At 33.0% G+C, this 18964-nt stretch carries 13 protein-coding genes; all 13 read left to right on the top strand.

Features of this window, described 5'->3' with window-relative positions:
* Window positions 1–7 precede the first annotated feature (7 nt).
* Window positions 8–2149: a glycosyltransferase family 2 protein gene (locus IGL90_RS08835; RefSeq protein WP_048737664.1), complete on the top strand. Its 2142-nt coding sequence runs from the start codon at window positions 8–10 to the stop codon at window positions 2147–2149.
* Complete coding sequence (locus IGL90_RS08830) at window positions 2150–4153, top strand: DUF7657 domain-containing protein (protein ID WP_161796743.1); 2004 nt, start codon at window positions 2150–2152, stop codon at window positions 4151–4153.
* Between the two features lie 28 nt (window positions 4154–4181).
* Entirely contained in the window at window positions 4182–5483 is a 1302-nt protein-coding gene (locus IGL90_RS08825; RefSeq protein WP_048737665.1) for an EpaQ family protein, read from the top strand.
* Between the two features lie 105 nt (window positions 5484–5588).
* Window positions 5589–6986 carry a sugar transferase gene (locus tag IGL90_RS08820; RefSeq protein WP_002356909.1) on the top strand — a complete coding sequence of 466 codons (1398 nt, stop codon included), beginning with the start codon at window positions 5589–5591 and terminating at the stop codon, window positions 6984–6986.
* Window positions 6987–7120: 134 nt separating this feature from the next.
* Window positions 7121–7879: a glycosyltransferase family 2 protein gene (locus tag IGL90_RS08815; RefSeq protein ID WP_002356910.1), complete on the top strand. Its 759-nt coding sequence runs from the start codon at window positions 7121–7123 to the stop codon at window positions 7877–7879.
* Between the two features lie 15 nt (window positions 7880–7894).
* The gene (locus tag IGL90_RS08810) at window positions 7895–8743 is read left to right on the top strand and encodes a LicD family protein (protein WP_048737667.1); all 849 of its coding nucleotides are present in this window, start codon (window positions 7895–7897) and stop codon (window positions 8741–8743) included.
* Between the two features lie 243 nt (window positions 8744–8986).
* Window positions 8987–11665 carry a DUF5776 domain-containing protein gene (locus IGL90_RS08805; protein ID WP_430604634.1) on the top strand — a complete coding sequence of 893 codons (2679 nt, stop codon included), beginning with the start codon at window positions 8987–8989 and terminating at the stop codon, window positions 11663–11665.
* A 247-nt stretch (window positions 11666–11912) separates the two neighbouring features.
* Window positions 11913–12614 (top strand): IspD/TarI family cytidylyltransferase, encoded by a 702-nt coding sequence (locus tag IGL90_RS08800; protein ID WP_002388995.1) that lies wholly within the window; start codon window positions 11913–11915, stop codon window positions 12612–12614.
* 11 nt (window positions 12615–12625) lie between these two features.
* Entirely contained in the window at window positions 12626–13681 is a 1056-nt protein-coding gene (locus IGL90_RS08795; RefSeq protein WP_002384311.1) for an NAD-dependent epimerase/dehydratase family protein, read from the top strand.
* A 1-nt stretch (window position 13682) separates the two neighbouring features.
* Complete coding sequence (locus IGL90_RS08790) at window positions 13683–14651, top strand: glycosyltransferase family 2 protein (protein WP_002362101.1); 969 nt, start codon at window positions 13683–13685, stop codon at window positions 14649–14651.
* Window positions 14652–14684: 33 nt separating this feature from the next.
* Window positions 14685–16217, top strand: coding sequence for a lipopolysaccharide biosynthesis protein (locus tag IGL90_RS08785; protein WP_002389220.1), 1533 nt, complete (start codon window positions 14685–14687; stop codon window positions 16215–16217).
* Entirely contained in the window at window positions 16217–17347 is a 1131-nt protein-coding gene (locus IGL90_RS08780) for a glycosyltransferase (RefSeq protein ID WP_002389251.1), read from the top strand. Before IGL90_RS08785 ends, IGL90_RS08780 begins: the two co-directional genes overlap by 1 nt.
* The gene (locus tag IGL90_RS08775) at window positions 17347–18771 is read left to right on the top strand and encodes an O-antigen ligase family protein (protein ID WP_010818927.1); all 1425 of its coding nucleotides are present in this window, start codon (window positions 17347–17349) and stop codon (window positions 18769–18771) included. The genes IGL90_RS08780 and IGL90_RS08775 overlap by 1 nt, the downstream gene beginning before the upstream one ends.
* The last annotated feature ends 193 nt before the right edge of the window (window positions 18772–18964 follow it).

The raw sequence follows: 18964 nt of genomic DNA, 5'->3' as shown, positions 1-18964 counted from the left end.
AATGCACATGAATGAAGACATTAAGGTGATCTTTGATAGTATCTATCGCGACAAAACAACAAATAATTTAACCATTACAGGTTGGGCGTTGGATACAATCACTAAAGAAAGCCCAACTTTCACAATTAATAATGAAAACCAAGTGTCCGCTTATAACATTCAGCGCGTTTTACGTGAAGATGTTAATCAAATTTATCAAACAGATCCTGCGATTGAAGCTGGCTTTGTTGTTACACTTGAAGGAATTAAACAAAAAAAAGTACTCCCTTTTCATTTTCAATCATCAGCACATGTTGTAACGGTGGATTTTCCCTTGAATAAAAAATATCCAGTGATTCCAGGGACAGAAGATAAAGTGACTCGTCTCTGGATAAAAGCCAAAAAAGGATTTAAGTATATGGCTAAAAATGGTATTTCTCATACCATTCAACGAGCGAAAATTGAGAAACTAAGAAATCAAGCTTCGTATCCTAACTGGTTAGCTAGAAATGAAGTACTAGACATAGAAGCGATGACGCAAGAAATCGCAACATTTCATTATCAACCTAAAATTTCCATTGCGATGCCAGTGTATAATGTTGAAGAAAAATGGCTTCGGTTGTGCATTGATTCTATTTTGAATCAAGTCTATACTAATTGGGAATTATGTATGGCCGATGACGCCTCAACAGATCCTAATGTCAAAAAGATTTTAACAGAGTACCAACAATTGGATGAGCGAATTCGGGTCGTCTTTCGTGAACAAAATGGTCATATTTCAGAAGCAACCAACTCTGCTTTAACGATTGCTACCGGAGAATTTGTCGCCTTACTAGACAACGATGATGAATTAGCAATCAATGCTTTTTATGAAGTGGTTAAAGTGCTGAATGAAAACCCAGAACTAGACTTAATTTATAGTGATGAAGATAAGATTGATATGGATGGAAATCGTTCTGATCCAGCCTTTAAACCAGATTGGTCACCTGATTTACTTTTAGGAACCAATTACATTTCGCATTTAGGCGTGTATCGTCGGAGTATTCTAGAAGAAATTGGTGGCTTTCGAAAAGGTTACGAAGGTTCTCAAGACTACGATTTAGTTTTAAGATTTACTGAAAAAACGACAAAAGAACGCATCAAACATATTCCAAAAGTTCTTTACTATTGGCGGATGCTGCCAACCTCAACAGCAGTGGATCAGGGCTCAAAAGGTTATGCTTTTGAAGCGGGGCTAAGAGCCGTGCAAGATGCGCTCGTTCGTCGAGGAATTAATGGTCATGCAACGCATGGGGCGGCGAATGGCTTATACGATGTTTATTATGACATTGAATCTGAAAAGTTAGTCTCAATTATTATTCCAACTAAAAATGGCTATAAAGACGTACAACGTTGTGTTTCATCGATTATTGAAAAAACAACTTACCAAAATTACGAGATTATTATGGCTGATAATGGAAGTACAGATCCAAAAATGCACGAATTGTATGCAGAATTTGAACAACAATTACCTGGCCGCTTTTTCGTTGAATCAATCGATATTCCATTCAATTTCTCAACTATTAACAATCGTGCAGCGAAAAAAGCGCACGGAGAGTATTTATTATTTTTAAATAATGATACCGAAGTGATTACAGAGAATTGGTTAACTTTGATGGTTTCATTTGCTCAGCAAGAACGGATTGGCTGTGTAGGTGCGAAATTATTGTATCCAAATAATACGGTCCAACACGCAGGCGTTATTTTAGGATTAGGTGGTGTTGCTGGACATGGTCATTATGGTTATCCCCATGGTGACTTAGGCTATTTTGGTCGGTTAGCTATTAATGTTAATTATTCAGCAGTAACTGCCGCATGCTTACTTATGAAAAAAGCAGATTTTGATGCAGTTGGTGGTTTTGAAGAAGCGTTTACTGTAGCTTTCAATGATGTTGATTTATGCCTGAAAGTCCAAGCTTTAGGACGTGACAATGTCTGGCTTCATGAAGCAGAGCTTTATCATTTTGAATCTCAAACTCGTGGATATGATGATAAAGGCAAAAAGAAAAAACGTTTTGAACAAGAAAAAGTGATGATGGAAGAAAAATGGGGACCTTTAATTGAAAATGATCCATTTTATAATCCTAATCTGACAAGGGATATTCCCAACTTTTCATTACGAATTGACTAGATGCAATTGCGGATGACGAAATGGAGCGAAAAGATGGAACAACAACTAACTACAAGAAAAGAAAAACAACCATTACGCAACCAAGCTGAGCAGAGCGCTCGCTTGGTTGATCATTTGTTACGCTGGCGCTATCTGCTAGCGGCAGTCATTTTTATTTTACTGGTCGCCTTTAAAGTCCATGGTAGTTCATTAAACATGTGGGATGCGTATGTTTCTGAATATGCAGATGGTCAAAAAAGTTCATTAATTGCTGGTGAACCAAGAGGTGTTCGCTCGGATGAATGGCTCGTTCAAACCCCATTTAGTCTCTCACAAACACAAACAGGTTTGAAAACACATAATGATGTGATTACGTTAAATGGTCAAGACATGGTGGTAGGCTATAATTCACCAGCGTGGAATTTGGCCACGTTAGCGAAACCTTTTACGTGGGGCTATGTACTATTAGGCAAAGAGTATGGCTTATCATGGTATTGGAATCTTAAATTAATTGGCTTAATTTTATTTTCTTTTGAAATTGGCTTGATCGTCACACGGCGGAATAAATATTTAGCTTTGTTAGCAAGTGTTTGGATTCCGTTTTCTTCGGCCCTTCAATGGTGGTTTGTCTCGCCAGTTGGAGATTTAGTATTTTTTGGCTTAGGTTTTTTAGTGGGAATTTATAATTATTTCTATTATCATAGTAGTGTTCGACGTCGTGTCATTTGTGCGATAACGGCTGTTATTATGGCTTCAGGATTTGTTTTAGTTATTTATCCTGCGTTACAAGTACCACTTGGTTATTTGATTTTATTATTTTTAATTTTATTCTTTTTAGAATTTCGTGAAAAAATTAAGTTGGATAAGTGGGATGGGGTCCTGATAGGTGGGGCACTCTTGATGACGGCGATTATTGTTGGCGGATCGCTATATGGCTCATTGGATTCCTTAAAAGCAGTAATGGATACCGCTTATCCAGGAAAACGGGTAAGTTTAGGTGGCGATATGCCTAAACGCGATATTTTGTTATTTTTAACAAATTGGAAAATGCCGTTTCAAGATGTTCCATATTCAAATAATTCGGAAATCAGTAGTTTTTATCAATTATTTTTTGTTATTTTGCCGCTCTCACCATTTATTTTTTATAAAAAAATCAAAGAAAACATTTACGGTTTTGTCTTATTCGTGTATTGTTTATTTAACTTAGTTTGGATGAGCGTTCAATTTCCAACAATTTTTGCTAAGTTGACATTGTGGTCTTATGTGCCAGAACAACGGGCGATGTTATCCTTTGGGTTTGCCGCTGTGTTGTTAAGTTTATGGTTCATCGATTATTTATGGAATCGCCAAGCAAAAATTCCAATGATGGCCTGGTTAGGGGCGCTAGGATTAAATGTTGTTCTGTATTTCTTTGTTTTATATACGGGCAATTTACGGTTATACGTTACACGAATGGACATCATTGGTGTCTTAGTTGTCGCTACCGTTTTAATTGTTGCTTTATTTAAACGTTGGCGCACGTTATTTGTCCTTGTCTTATTAGGAATCATTATGGTTTCTGGTGCCTTTGTTAATCCAATTTCTCGAGGCGTTTCTGCTGTCTATGGTAAAAAATTAGCGGTAGAAGTGGAAGAAATTAACAAAAAAGACCCCAACCAATTGTGGGTGGGCGAACGCTTGATGTATGGCTATTTGCCAATGTTAGGTGTGCATACATTTAACGGTGTTGCTTTTACACCTGACTTAGAGGCTTGGAAACCATTAGATCCAAAAGGAAAAGACACATTTATTTATAATCGCTATGCGCACATCAATGTTGAAGTAGGAAATCAGACCCCTGTTTTAGAGTTGATGCAAAAAGATGCGATTATTGCTCGTTTATCTCCAGAAAAATTAAAAGAATATGGGATTAAATATGCGGTCGTTTATAAACCATTAGAACCGTTAGACACACCAACGATTCATTTTGAAAAATTATATGGACCTGATCAGAACGGGGCATATATTTATCGAATAAACGACTAGTGATTCATTCATGGAATGAGGTTTGAATATGGGAAAAGTATTGAATAGAATCGGTCGACTTATTTTATTAGTAACAATGATCGGCTCGTATACGATGTGGGTCGTAGGAATTGATGCGCCAGTCACAAAATATATGTATGCCAATAGTTCAATTTTATTATTAATAGCAGTAATACTTGTACTGCTATTAAATTGTACGAAATTAAAATTTATTGACTGGCTGACCGTAGCGTTGGCGCTAGCCACCTGGCTCTTGTTTCACTTTACGGAATCAATCCGTCATAGCACAATGCAAACAGATACAATGATTCCTTTAATTATTTTGTTGGTCCTTTGTTTTAAAGTTTGTGTCTTTGACCGTATGGATCAAACGCTTTTATTAATTGTCTCTTTAGTTGCTTTGAGCGCGACTTTGTATCGGATGTCCGTGGAGTTGCCACAGTTGATTCCAGCAGACGAAATTTTTAAAGAATCAAATAAACTGGAAAGTATTTGGATTAATACCAATACGATTGGTGCAACGTTGATGTTTTCAACAATGATGGCCAGCAGTTTGATCAAAGCATATAGAAATAAGGTTTTTAACCTGCTGCTTTTACCTGTATACATTGGTGGTGTTTTAGGTACATGGGTCAGTCAATCCAAAACCTCTTTTGCCATTTTAGTTGGTTTTATTCTGGTGGATAATCTTTTACCAAAACGTTTCTTGCAACGTTCGAAAGTTTGGCTATTTGGTTTTGTCGGAGTAGCTGCATTGGGACCATTGTTATTTTACTTATGTGCGGAATCGGATACTGTGGATTTATTTACAGGAAGAGAACGAATTTGGCATGAGTTTTTTGCTAAATGGTTATCTGATCCTCAACATATTAAAGTCGGTATGGAGCCTTTTGTGGCCTCATGGAAACCGCTGGGGACACATAATGCTTTTCTATTTACGTTAAGTAATTTTGGTGTCATTGGCTATCTGATTTTATTTGGTTTTTTAGTCAGTATGATTTTATTGATTGGTTTCCGCAAAAAAACATTGGATCGTTTGCAAGTTAGTTTACTTTTAGGCTTCCTTTTAATCTGGATTCATTCATTTATGGAAGATATTTTATTAGCGCCTCATTGGATGCCGATTGTTTATAGTTTCCTTGGGCTAGCCTTCTACTTCCGGCCAGAGAAAAAACGAGGAAGACATGAAAGACCAACGACATCTAAAAGAAGAAAACGAGTGAAACAAACAAGTCCTGTTAGCAATGAAGAGCGCCCGATAGCACCTGTTGACGAAGAGGGCTGGGACCAACCTGAAGAATTAAGTCGTGTCCAAAGACATCGCAGATAATTTTCATCCTATAGAACTTTCTTGTCCGCTGACATTATGGTAATATAGGGGTTGCATGTTATTACAAATAATGTAATTACTGGAAGTGAAGAGAGGAAGTTTTTAATGACATCAAAAAGTGAATGGAGTAATGCAAGACGAATTGTAATTATTTTAGCAGACGTTTTGCTCTATAATTTATCAATCATCTTAGGGTTTATGGTGAAATTTGGCCGAGAAATTCCTTCATTTAACTTTGTGGCTTATGAAAAATCTGCAATTTACATTTCAATCTTTTTTATCTTTTTGAATTTGTTGTTAGGTGCGTATATTTTTTATAATCGCAAAATTAGTGACATTATTTTTGTCACGGTGATTGGTCAAATTTTAATGACTTTAACGATTATGATTGTGACATTTGCCGGACGTTGGTTTACGTTCCCGCGTTCTGTTTTAGGATATTCCTTTATAATCGGAATTATTGTTCTAAGTCTTTGGCGAATTCTTGTTTATTATCTTTACTTAAAGGTCAGCAATGAGCGAAAAGTTGTTTTACTAGGTAAAGAAAATCAAGTTATGCGGTCAATTCAAAACTTTATGTCTGATAAAAATAACAAGCATAAAGTAACGAGCGTTGTTGTCAGCAATTACTATGAAAACTTAAAAAAAATTATCGATGAAATCGATATTGTTTATATTTCAAGTAATGTTGATGAGAACGAAAAAGTAAAATTGTATCAATTAATTGTCAAACACAAGAAAAAAATCTTTTTAGATACAAGTTTTGAAAATCTAATTATGTTAAAACCAAACATGATGAACTTTGAAGATGAAAGTATTATCGAAGTCTCAAATTTTGAAATTCAACCAGAAGAGAATTTTATTAAACGTTTATTCGATATTTTAGTCTCTGTTTGCCTATTTGTGATTACCTCACCCTTAATGCTTATTGCAGCGATTTTAGTCAAAGCAACCTCACCGGGACCAGTGATTTACAAACAAACTCGGATTACATTAGATCAACGTGAGTTCTCGATTTTAAAATTTAGAACGATGTCGGCAACAGCGGAAGCAAAATCAGGTCCAGTCTTATCTACAAGTAACGACAGTCGCGTCACTACAGTTGGTAAATACTTGCGCGCTTTACGTATTGATGAGTTGCCACAACTAATCAATGTTATTCGCGGGGATATGTCCATTGTCGGACCACGTCCTGAACGACCATTCTTTGTTGATCAATTTAATCAGGAAAACCCGAATTACTATTTACGTCACAATGTACGTGCGGGGATTACTGGCTATGCCCAAGTTTATGGGAAGTATGCTTCTGACTACAATAGTAAATTGAACTTTGATTTACTGTACATCAAGAATTATTCATTACTGTTGGATATGAAAATTCTGCTTCAAACCATCAAAATTCTCTTTGATAAAGTATCATCAAGAGGATTGGATGAGTCTGAAGAACGTGAAGAATTGACGATGGATTATTGTAAAGAGAATGCTATTAGAATTTACCGTTAAAAGTTTGAGACATAAGTTATTTAAGCTTATGTCTCAAACTTTTTTTGGAAATAAGGAACGTTGAAATAATAAAAGAGCTATGCGATAATATAAATTGTTACATTCTTACATAAAATGCAACGAGGAGTGAACAAATGGAAACAGCACTTGTTTCAATTATTATGCCCATGTACAATGCAGGCAAATTTTTATCAAAATCTATTGAAAGCGTTCTGGAACAAACTTACCAGAATTGGGAATTATTACTCATTGATGATGGAAGTAAAGATGATTCTATTGATATTGCACTTGCCTTTATGGAAAAAGATTCAAGAATCTTTTTACTGAAAAATGAACAGAACATGGGCATTGCAAAGACCAGAAATAAAGGAATTGAAGCTTCAAAGGGACAATATATTGCCTTTTTAGATAGTGATGATTTATGGCTTCCTAATAAATTAGAAGTTCAAATCAAGTGGATGGAAGAAAAAAAACTTTTATTTACATGTAGTTCTTATTTTGTATGTAATGAAAATGGCAACATTACGCATGAGCGTAATTTTAGTGAGGGACCACAAACCTATCAAGATCTTTTAAAAACAAATACTATCGGCTGCTTAACAGTCGTAGTCGAATCTAATCTGCTTAAACGCCATTTAATGCCGGATTTAAAACATGAAGACTATGCTACTTGGTTAAACATTTTGAAAGAAATAAATACGGTCTATTTTATTAACGAAAAATTAGCCATTTATCGTAAGCTAACCACCTCTACATCTTCTAACAAATGGAATACAATCAGTTGGGTTTGGAAAATTTTGCGTCAAAATGAACAGTTTTCAGTTATTAAAAGTTCATTTTACTTAATGCGTTTTTTATTCTATACAACATTTAAATATGCAAAGAATGAATAGGGAGGAAAAGGAAAAGTGGAACAAACAACACAGACGCAATTAGTAGAAATTCAACAAGTCGTTTTACGCATGTCAAAATATTTTGTGGCTTTTTGTGAAGAACATAATCTAACCTGTTATTTTTGTGGAGGCGGTTGTATTGGAGCAATCCGCAGTCAAGGTTTTATTCCATGGGATGATGACTTAGATTTCTTTATGCCAAGACCAGATTATGAAAAATTAAAAGTGCTTTGGCCTAAATATGCGGATACAGAACGTTATCCATTGTTAGTTGCTTCAAAAACTTATAATGATCATAATTCATTTATGACAATTAGGGATGCACAGACAACGTTTATTAAAACCTATCAAGATGGATTAGCGATTCCTCATGGTATTCCTATCGATATTTTTCCTTTAGATGGTGCGCCAAAAGGAAATTTTCAAAGGAAGAAACAAAAAATTTGGGCATTAATTTATGCTTTATTCTGTTCACAAGTGGTACCAGAAAAACATGGTGGCATTTTAGCAACGGGGAGTCGGGTATTATTGAATATCTTTCCATCGAAAAAGGTTCGCTATCATATTTGGCGCTTTGCTGAAAAAAGAATGACTAAGTATTCCTTCGGCTCCACTCCTTATGTCACAGAATTATGTGTCGGACCACGTTACATGGGTAATATTTATCATTTGGAAGATTTTAAATCTGCTATTTTTGTTCCGTTTGAAGATACAAAAATGCCAATACCAGTGGGCTACAAGCGCTACTTAACAGAGGTTTTTGGGGATTATATGCAATTGCCACCAGAGGAAGATCGCCAACCCCATCATGAAGCGCTAATTGTTGATATTAAAAAATCGTACACAGAATATCTTAAAAAATAAATAAAAGATGAAAACAATCGATTAAAGATCTGTTTTCATCTTTTTACCATTTAAAAGTAAAAAATTGATATAGGAATGTTAAAAAAGCGTAATTGAATTTGAAATAAAGGTATGAGATAATAATTGGTGTTAGTTTTAAAATGTGAAAACAATTAGTTGAAGGTTATAGGATGCACATTTTTCAAGGGCGAATGGCAAGTGTTTAAGAAATATACATATTATTAAATATATAAGGAGAGTTTCATGAAAAAAATCATTTCAGGTATGTTAATTTGTACCGTATTATTAAATAGTTTTAGTGTGATTGCATCAGGAAAAGAGCTTGTAAAAACAGAAACAACGGGGGAGACTGGCTTGGTCACTCAAGCTACGTCAGAAACAACGACTAATTCAACGGAGGATACATCTTCTGTTACAGAAGAAAATACCTCTGAAAGAGATAGTTCTACTTCAAGCACAAAAGAAGAGTCTTTTGATTCTTCAACAAATAGTACAACGGAAGAACATTCTTCTGTTTCAGAAACAAACACAACAGATAGTAAAACAGAAGCATCACAAAGCTCTGAAGTAGAAAAAAAGACCATTGACCAAGATGAAGCGGATTATCAAGAAGCAGCACGTGAAGGAACGAACCATAAAAAAGGAACATATGCTATGAAAAACGGCATTTCTTCTAGGGTAGCGCGAGCAACAGTTGCGAACGTCTATGCGAATGATCCTAATTTGCCTGGCAAGAATTTTATTGACGTTTCTAGTTGGAATGGAGACATTTCAGTAGCTGAATATCAAAAAATTAAAAGCTATGGTGTAACAGGTGTCTCGGTTAAATTGACAGAAGGAACTTGGTATGTTAATCCATATGCTGCGGGCCAAATTAGAAATGCCAAAGCTGCGGGCTTAAAAGTTTCAGCATATCACTATAGTATGTATGTCTCTGCTGCGACAGCACAAGATGAAGCAAGATATTTTGCTCAGGCGGCGGCTAACTCTGGCTTAGATAAAAATACCATAATGTTTAATGATGCGGAAGATCCAACGCTTACAAACAATGGGCGAAATGCCCATGCTAATTCTGTTGCGTTTAACCAGCAATTAAAGGCACTAGGGTATAAAAATGATGCGTTGTATGTTGGCAAATGGTGGTTAACAAATGGCTATATCGACACCTCCGCCTTCGGAAGAGACAGAGTATGGGTAGCGCAATATCCATATACTCCAGATAGTTCCATGCAGTGGAATAATGACCATGGTGCTTGGCAATGGTCTTCGCAAATGTATTTCCCTGGTTTAGCTAATTATGAAGGGCGTCCATTTGATATTTCCATGACCTATAGTAATTTTTTAAATATGGGTAATAGTAGTGGGCCTGACTTAAGTAAGTATTACACAACTAATCCAGGTCGAGTAGTAGTAATGAAAGATGAAACATTTTATAACAATGCCGACTTTACAAGCAAAGGTGCCGCAGTGAAAAAGAATACACTAGTAGAAGTACAAGGAATTGAATATTCATCAACTGGGTACCCTCGGTTAGTGACACCTCAAGGATATTTGACAGCAAGAAAAGATATCGTTTTAGCAGCAATCAGTAATATTGATAAGTATTACACAGCTAATCCAGGTCGAGTAGTGGTAATGAAAGATGAAACATTTTATAACAACGCCGATTTTACAAGCAAAGGTGCCGCAGTGAAAAAGAATACACTAGTAGAAGTGCAAGGGATTGAATATTCATCAACTGGGTACCCTCGTTTGGTAACACCTCAAGGATATTTGACAGCGAGAAAAGATATCGTTTTAGCGGCAATCAGTAATATTGATAAGTATTACACAGCTAATCCAGGTCGAATAGTAGTAATGAAAGATGAAACATTTTATAACAACGCCGACTTTACAAGCAAAGGTGCCGCAGTGAAAAAGAATACACTAGTAGAAGTGCAAGGAATTGAATATTCATCAACTGGGTACCCTCGGTTAGTGACACCTCAAGGATATTTGACAGCAAGAAAAGATATCGTTTTAGCAGCAATCAGTAATATTGATAAGTATTACACAGTTAATCCAGGTCGAGTAGTAGTAATGAAAGATGAAACATTTTATAACAACGCCGACTTTACAAGCAAAGGTGCCGCAGTGAAAAAGAATACACTAGTAGAAGTGCAAGGAATTGAATATTCATCAACTGGGTACCCTCGGTTAGTGACACCTCAAGGATATTTGACAGCAAGAAAAGATATCGTTTTAGCAGCAATCAGTAATATTGATAAGTATTACACAGTTAATCCAGGTCGAGTAGTAGTAATGAAAGATGAAACATTTTATAACAACGCCGACTTTACAAGCAAAGGTGCCGCAGTGAAAAAGAATACACTAGTAGAAGTGCAAGGAATTGAATATTCATCAACTGGGTACCCTCGGTTAGTGACACCTCAAGGATATTTGACAGCAAGAAAAGATATCGTTTTAGCAGCAATCAGTAATATTGATAAGTATTACACAGTTAATCCAGGTCGAGTAGTAGTAATGAAAGATGAAACATTTTATAACAACGCCGACTTTACAAGCAAAGGTGCCGCAGTGAAAAAGAATACACTAGTAGAAGTGCAAGGAATTGAATATTCATCTAATGGATATCCCCGCTTGGTAACAAGAAAGGGATATTTAACGGCAAGAAAAGATATCGTTTCAGCAGCAATCAGTAATATTGACAACTACTATACAGAAAATCCAGTAAAAATTGTGATGCTTGTCAATGATCGTTATTATACTGATTTAGAATTTAAAACACCTGGATCTCCAGTAAAAAAAGGAACTACTATTAGAGTGCAAGGAATTGAATATAGTAAAAATGGTTATCCAAGATTAAAAACACCACAAGGGTATATCACTTCAAATAAACGTTATGTACAAAAAGTGAATTAGTTAAGTAATTTAAAAAGGACACTCTAACGATTTAGTTAGGTGTCCTTTATTTAATAAATATTATTTTTGAAAAGGACAATATTTACAGTTCGATTAAGGTCTACGATAAATTATTGAAACTTACTGTTAGTTATGAGAAAATGTAAAAGATTGAATGCAGTTTTGGCTGTATTGATGAATATATAAGTTAAACAAAATTGAAAATAAAACTAGTTATTGACTAGTTAGGGAAAGGATTTTGTATCAAATGATTACAGCTTTAATTATTGCCGGTGGGGTCGGTAAACGAATGGGGCAGGAGATTCCTAAACAATTTATTATGGTAGAGGAAAAACCGATAATTATCTACACATTGGAATCTTTTCAAAAGCATCCACTCATTGATCGAATCTTAGTTGTGTGTAAAAAAGGTTGGGAACAAACACTAGATGCCTATGCAAAAGAGTACCATATTGACAAATTACAATGGATTATCCCAGGGGGAAATTCTGGTCAAGAATCAATTAACAATGGGGTTAATTTCTTAAAAGAACATTCAAGCCCAGAAGATACTATTGTTATCCATGACGGGATTCGTCCATTAGTTGATGAATTAGTTTTATCTGATGTAATTGTTAAGTGTCAAGAATACGGTAATGCAGTGACTTCGTTGCCATATAATGAACAAATTTTTGTAAAAGAAACCGAGGAAACAACTCGACAATATATTAATCGTGAAACATTACGTCGCGTGTCAACACCACAAGCCTATAAATTTGAAAAATTAACTTGGGCTTACGAAAAAGCATTCCGTGAGAATATTGGTATTTCTGAATCGTCATATACAAATACTATGATGGTGGATTTAGGCGAAACATTGTATTTTGCTGCGGGTTCGGATAAAAATATTAAATTGACTACATCGGATGACTTAGAACTATTTAAAGCTTATTTAAAGATGAAGGATTAGGAGATATAGGCATGGAGTTAATAGATAATCCAATTTATCAATCTGAATTGAAAAAAGTGATGAATCACGCAGTTAATCTGGTTAATTTAGATAAAAAATCAATTTTGATGATTGGTGCTTCTGGAATGATAGGATCTTTTTTGATAGACACGTTGATGGCTGCAAATGAACAATTAGGTATACAAATCAAGATATATGCAATGGGAAGGAACCGTTTGAAACTTGAAAAGCGGTTTGAAAAGTATCTTCAGTTAGACACTTTTGAAATTGTTGAAGGTGATGTCACGAATTCTATACCAAAAGAGGTTCAAGCTGATTATTTGATACATGGTGCGAGCAATACGCACCCCAGAGCTTATGTAACCGATCCAATTGGTACAATTATGACTAATCTTGTTGGTACAGAGCAAGTATTGAAGCATGCTGTAGCAACCCGTCCTGTTAGAGTGTTATTCTTATCAACGGTAGAAATTTATGGGGAAAATCGTGGTGATGTAGAAAAGTTCACAGAGGATTACTGTGGATATATCGATTGCAACACTTTGAGAGCAGGTTATCCTGAAGGGAAAAGAGTTAGTGAGTCATTATGTCAAGCTTATATTGAAAAATATGATCTTGATATTGTGATTCCAAGACTTTGCCGTACATTTGGCCCCACGATGCTTTTATCTGATACGAAAGCCTCTTCACAATTTATTTTGAATGCTGTTGAACAAAAAGATATTATTTTAAAAAGTGAAGGAAATCAGTATTTTTCATATATCTATGTGGGGGATGCTGTTTCTGCTATTCTTCATTTGTTACTCGAAGGTAAAAAGGGAGAGGCATACAACGTTTCTTCAGAAAATTTTGATTTGCGATTAAAAGAACTAGCGCAACAATTAGCTGAAATCAGTGATAAAAAAGTGATTTTTGATTTGCCAGATGGCATAGAACAAAAAGGTTTTTCAACAGCTAGTACAGCAATACTTGACAATAAGAAAATCAAAGAAAATGGGTGGTACCCAATATTTGAATTAAGAGAGTCTTTGAAAAATACAGTAGAATTAGTTAAAGGTGAGAAGTAAAATGTGTGAGATTAGTATTATTGTTCCCGTTTATAAAGTAGAACCATATTTAAGAAAATGTGTGGATTCAATCTTAGCACAAACATTTACTAATTTTGAAGTTATATTGGTCGATGATGGTTCTCCTGACAATAGTGGTAAAATATGTGATGAATACGCAATAAAAGATAGTCGTGTTCGTGTTATTCACAAAGAAAATGGTGGCTTAAGTAGCGCTAGAAATGCTGGAATTGATATTGCCCAAGGAAAATATTTGGGGTTTGTTGACAGTGATGATTATATTGCTGAAGATATGTATGAGGTGTTATATGAGAATTTGAAATTTTATGATGCCGATATTAGTTCTGTGGAAATAATTCCTTTTCGTGATGATAAGTATGAGAATACTAGCAAAGAAAAAAAAGAAATTCTATTAAATAAAAAAGAAGCGATAAAGTCGGTTTTAGAAGGAACAGATTTTTATGCATATGCTTGGAATAAACTTTATCGTAAAGAACTTTTTTATAACAACCGATATTTAGAGGGTGAAACTTTTGAAGATGCCTATATAATTATAGATATATTACTTGAAACTGATAAAATCATTGTATCAAATGAAGAAAAATACTTTTATTTACAAAGAAATGATAGTATAATGGGCCAAAAATTTTCTAAGAAAACTTTGGATGTCATAAAGGCTTGGCAGTATAATCAGAAAAAAATATTGAATCATTTTCCTGATTTAAAAGATTCGTATAATCGTAGATTATGTTGGGCGTATTTTTATGTTTTAGATAAGCTAATTTTATCAAGTAACTATAAGCAAATTCCCGAGACAAAAGAAATTATTGAATTTTTAAAAAAAAATAGAAATTTTATATTATCTTATAAAGGATTCACTAAATCAAGAAAAATTGCAATTGTTGCTTTAAGTTTTGGAAGTGTATGGTATAAAAAACTGGTAGAGTATCGATTGAAAAAACTTGATTAGTTGAGTTTGTAAAAATTAAAGCGGAGGGGTTATATGAAACAATCACGTCTTTACTATTCAATAATGAACTCATCTATTTCTACTTTAGTATTTTTTCTAAAATTAATTATGCAATTTGTGGTACGGACATTCTTTATAAGATATTTAGGGGTAACTTATTTAGGACTGAATGGTCTTTTTACGAATGTACTTAGCATTTTATCTTTAGCTGAACTTGGAATAGGTACCTCTATTGTATATTCTATGTATAAGCCTATAGCAGTAGGTGATAAAGAAGAGATAAATATGTTAATGGATTTATATAAGAAAGCTTATCACTTTATAGGGGTTGGAGTTGCGGTTATAGGAGTCAGCATTATCCCGCTTTTCCCTTATATTTCTGGTGACTATTCAATTAGTAATCAATTTATTTTGTATTATTTATTGTACTTATCAAATTCTGTTTTAAGTTATTTTTTTACGTATAAGCGATCACTGTTGATAGCACATCAACGAACGTATATTGTAAATTTGAATGACTTTGTTTTTTTACTGTTAAGTAATGTTTTTCAAATATATTTACTTATACATTATAAAAGTTTTTCACTATATCTAATTGTCCAACTAGTTTTTACACTATTGGGAAATGTAAGTATTTCTTTAAAAGTAGATAAAGATTACAATGAATTGAAAAGATACTCAAAAAAACAACTATCTAAAGAAAAAATGAATAGTATTAAAAAAAATGTAATTGGAAATATGAGTTCTAAAATTGGCGGAGTTATTGTTATGGGAACTGACAGTATCCTAATTTCTAGTTTTGTTGGTCTATCAGCAGTCGGTTTTTACTCGAACTATACAATGATAGTTAATAATGTACAAAACCTATGTAAACAAGTAACTAACTCAATAACTGCTAGTATCGGTAATTATATTGTTAGCGCAAGCACAAAAGATGCATTGGATTTGTTTAAAAAACACTTATTTGTAAATTATTCAATGTTATATTTTTCTACTTTAATTCTTGCTTCAGTGCTTAATCCATTTATAATTTGGTGGATTGGTGATAAATATGTTTTGCCTTCTTTTACAGTTTTTTTAATTATTATTAATTTAGTGGTTCAAATGTTTAGAAATACAAGCTTTGTCTTTATAGATTCATATGGTCTATATTGGATTCAAAGATGGAAATCTATTATTGAAGCCACAATTAATTTGACTTTCTCATTGATCTTATTAATATTTTTTAATATGGGTATAAACGGTGTGCTTTTAGGTACATTAATATCTTCACTAGGCTATGTGTTATGGGTAGAAGTATTTTACATTTTTAAGTATGGGCTTAAGGTAAGTATGTCTGTATATATAAAGTTATTTTCAAAATATTGCTTTTTGTTAGGTCTAGCAACTCTAATCACTGTTTACACACAATCTTTAATTGATTATAGTGGTTTAGTTAGTATAATATACAAAGCAATTATATCAATTTTTATTGGTGGAGTTCTGTATTTAGTTTTTTACTCACGCTCAAGTGAGTTTAAATATCTACTGAATATTGCAAAAAAAGTCTTAGGGAGGAAATCTTGATGAATATCTGCATAGTCAGTCCTTCTCTTGGTTATGGTGGATCTAATATCATTGCTGCAACACTTGGGAAAGAACTGAACAAGAATCACAATCTAGTATATTATTCATACAAGTATACAGACAATTATTCTAATCTTCCTGAAGAAAAAATATATTTTTTTAAAGGAAGACATAGCAAATTGTTAGATAAGTTAAAAAAAGGTACAGAGTATATCTTTAGTGGAGGAAAGTTTACGCCATATAAATACTATAAAGGAGAAATAAAACAGCTTTCCGAATTAATAGAAACATTTAATATAGATTGTATTATTCTAAATTCTTTTACTGCGGTATCTATTTTTGCAATTCCTTTGAAAAAAAAATATCCCAAAGTTAAACAAATAGCATGGATGCATGAATCTGCAGAACAGACTTTTGGCTCCTTGGTTAAAAACTATTTAAAGTCATATGAAGAATCTTTAGCAAGTGTTGATAGAATAGTTTGTTTAACACAAACAGATTTAAAAGCCTACAGTAAATTCAATCATAATTCAGTAATAATTCATAATCCTGTTACTTTTAATACTAGTGTGAAGTCTAAATTAACGGAAAGAGTAATTTCTTTTACTTCTAGATTAGATGTGGAAATTAAAGGGCTTGACTATCTTATTGAAGTAGCAAAAACTATACCTAGTACTTGGAAAATACGAGTGGCGGCAAATGGTAGTAAGAATCAAGTAAAAAAATTCTTAAGTCTTATAAAAGAAAATGGCGTAGAAAATGTAATTGAATATGTTGGAGCTTTGAATGGGGAGGCATTAATAGATCATTATGTTAATAGTTCAATTTTTATATCTACTTCAAGAATTGAATCATTTCAGCTTGTCTTAATCGAAGCAATGGAGTGCGGGTTACCAGTAATAAGTTTTAAACATAGTGGAGCTAAAGAAATTTTAGATAATGGTAGATATGGTGTTTTAATTGAAAACTACAAAATTAATAAAATGTCTAGTGAAATAAATAAACTATGTAATAGTTATGAAGAGCGTTTAAAATGGCAGAATATCTCTTTAAAAAGAGTTAACGATTTTAATATGGACGAAATAAAAGTACATTGGATACAACTTTTAGACAATTTAGGAGTGAAATAATGGATAATTTAAAAAAATTTTTTTATTTGGAAAAATCATATTTACTTATTTTGATTTTTTCATTGATTATTAGATCTATGAATATATACAGCTTGTTGCCATCAACATTAGACAGCATCCTGTTTTCCTTTTTAGCTTTTTTAGGTTTTTTTGTAGTTCTTTATGAATTATATAATTTTTTAATAGAAAAAAATAAAGATTGGACTGATTGGTTAATTTTGATATTTTTGCTTGCGTTCCTGATATCTATAATATTAAATAGGAACTACGGAATGAGTAGTAATTTAAAATTGCTAGTATGGAATAGTATTTATGTGATTGGAATATACCAATTTGTCAAAAGACAAAAGAATAGTTTTCTAATAATAGATTATATAAATTATATTGTCATGGTAGGGATGTTTCTATTATCAATTATATCTCTAGTTATGTATCTTTTTCAATACAGTTACGTTTATGTCTATGGACCAGGACCTAGAGACCACATAAGAATAGGTTTTCTAGAATCTAGATTATTTGGAGTTTTTGGAGATCCTAATTATGGTGCAACTACTGCTTTAGTTACTATTATATTATGTTTATATTATTTGTTTAAGTATTTAAATACAAAAAAAATATTTATCAAAATTTTTTTAGTAGTCAATATTGTAGTCCAATTCTTTACTTTGTTATTAACAGGATCGAGAAGCGCTTTACTTTTAAGCTATTTAGCAGTAGGGTTTCTTGCTTTTTCAATAATTTTTTACAAACAAGGGGTTAAAAAGACACCTGTATTAAAAAAAATTTTATATTCTTGTATGTTTACTTTATTAGTCTTGTTCGGTTATTTAATAGTTCAGAATGGAACAAAAGATGTGTTAGTTACTGTACCTAATAAAATTTACTCAGCAGTGTATAAAAAAGAAGAGGTCAACGGAGAAATTACGGGAAAGAGAAAAGAACCTATAAGTTTAGATCGTAAAGATGTTGTGGATAATTCGGATATATCAAACATGCGTTTCTCTATTTGGAAAAGTTCGGTTGAAATATTCAAAACTTCTCCTATCTATGGAACTTCTCCAAGAAATCTATTATCGTATGCTCATGATAAATTGCCAAATACTTTTATTTCCCAAAAGTCAATAGTAGTGCATAATACTTTTTTGAATATCTTAACAAGCGTTGGTCTACTTGGGTTTATTCCTTTTATGATATTTTTGATATTTAATGGGATAAAAATTATATTTTGTTATTACTTTTATCAAAGGGAGTTAAATTTACAATTTTTAACTTTACTTACTATTCAAATCATTTTAGTTTTTTCAGGTCTGTTTAATAATGAAATTATTTTAGTAAATACAGTAGGCTCTTTCTTGTTTTGGAGTTATTTAGGTGCATTAAATGGATATCTAAAGGAAATTTCAATAAAAAGAAGTCAAAAATAAATTTGCTAAAAGTTGTACAATAATGTGTGTTATGTTTAGATTTTAAATATACAATCTATATTAATTCTTATACTTATAGTAAACTTATACTGCTAAATAGAGTTAAAAAGGGTAAGTGGTATAAAAATCTTTAATGTATCCGTTCATTATGAAAGCAGATCAAGTAGAGTTCCAATATAAAGTTTTTAAACAA

It is taken from the genome of Enterococcus sp. DIV1307a (assembly GCF_050537425.1).
GTDB classification, from domain to species: domain Bacteria; phylum Bacillota; class Bacilli; order Lactobacillales; family Enterococcaceae; genus Enterococcus; species Enterococcus faecalis.
The sequence above is the reverse complement of the archived record's forward strand: the minus strand, read 5'-3'. Positions and strand labels throughout refer to the sequence as shown.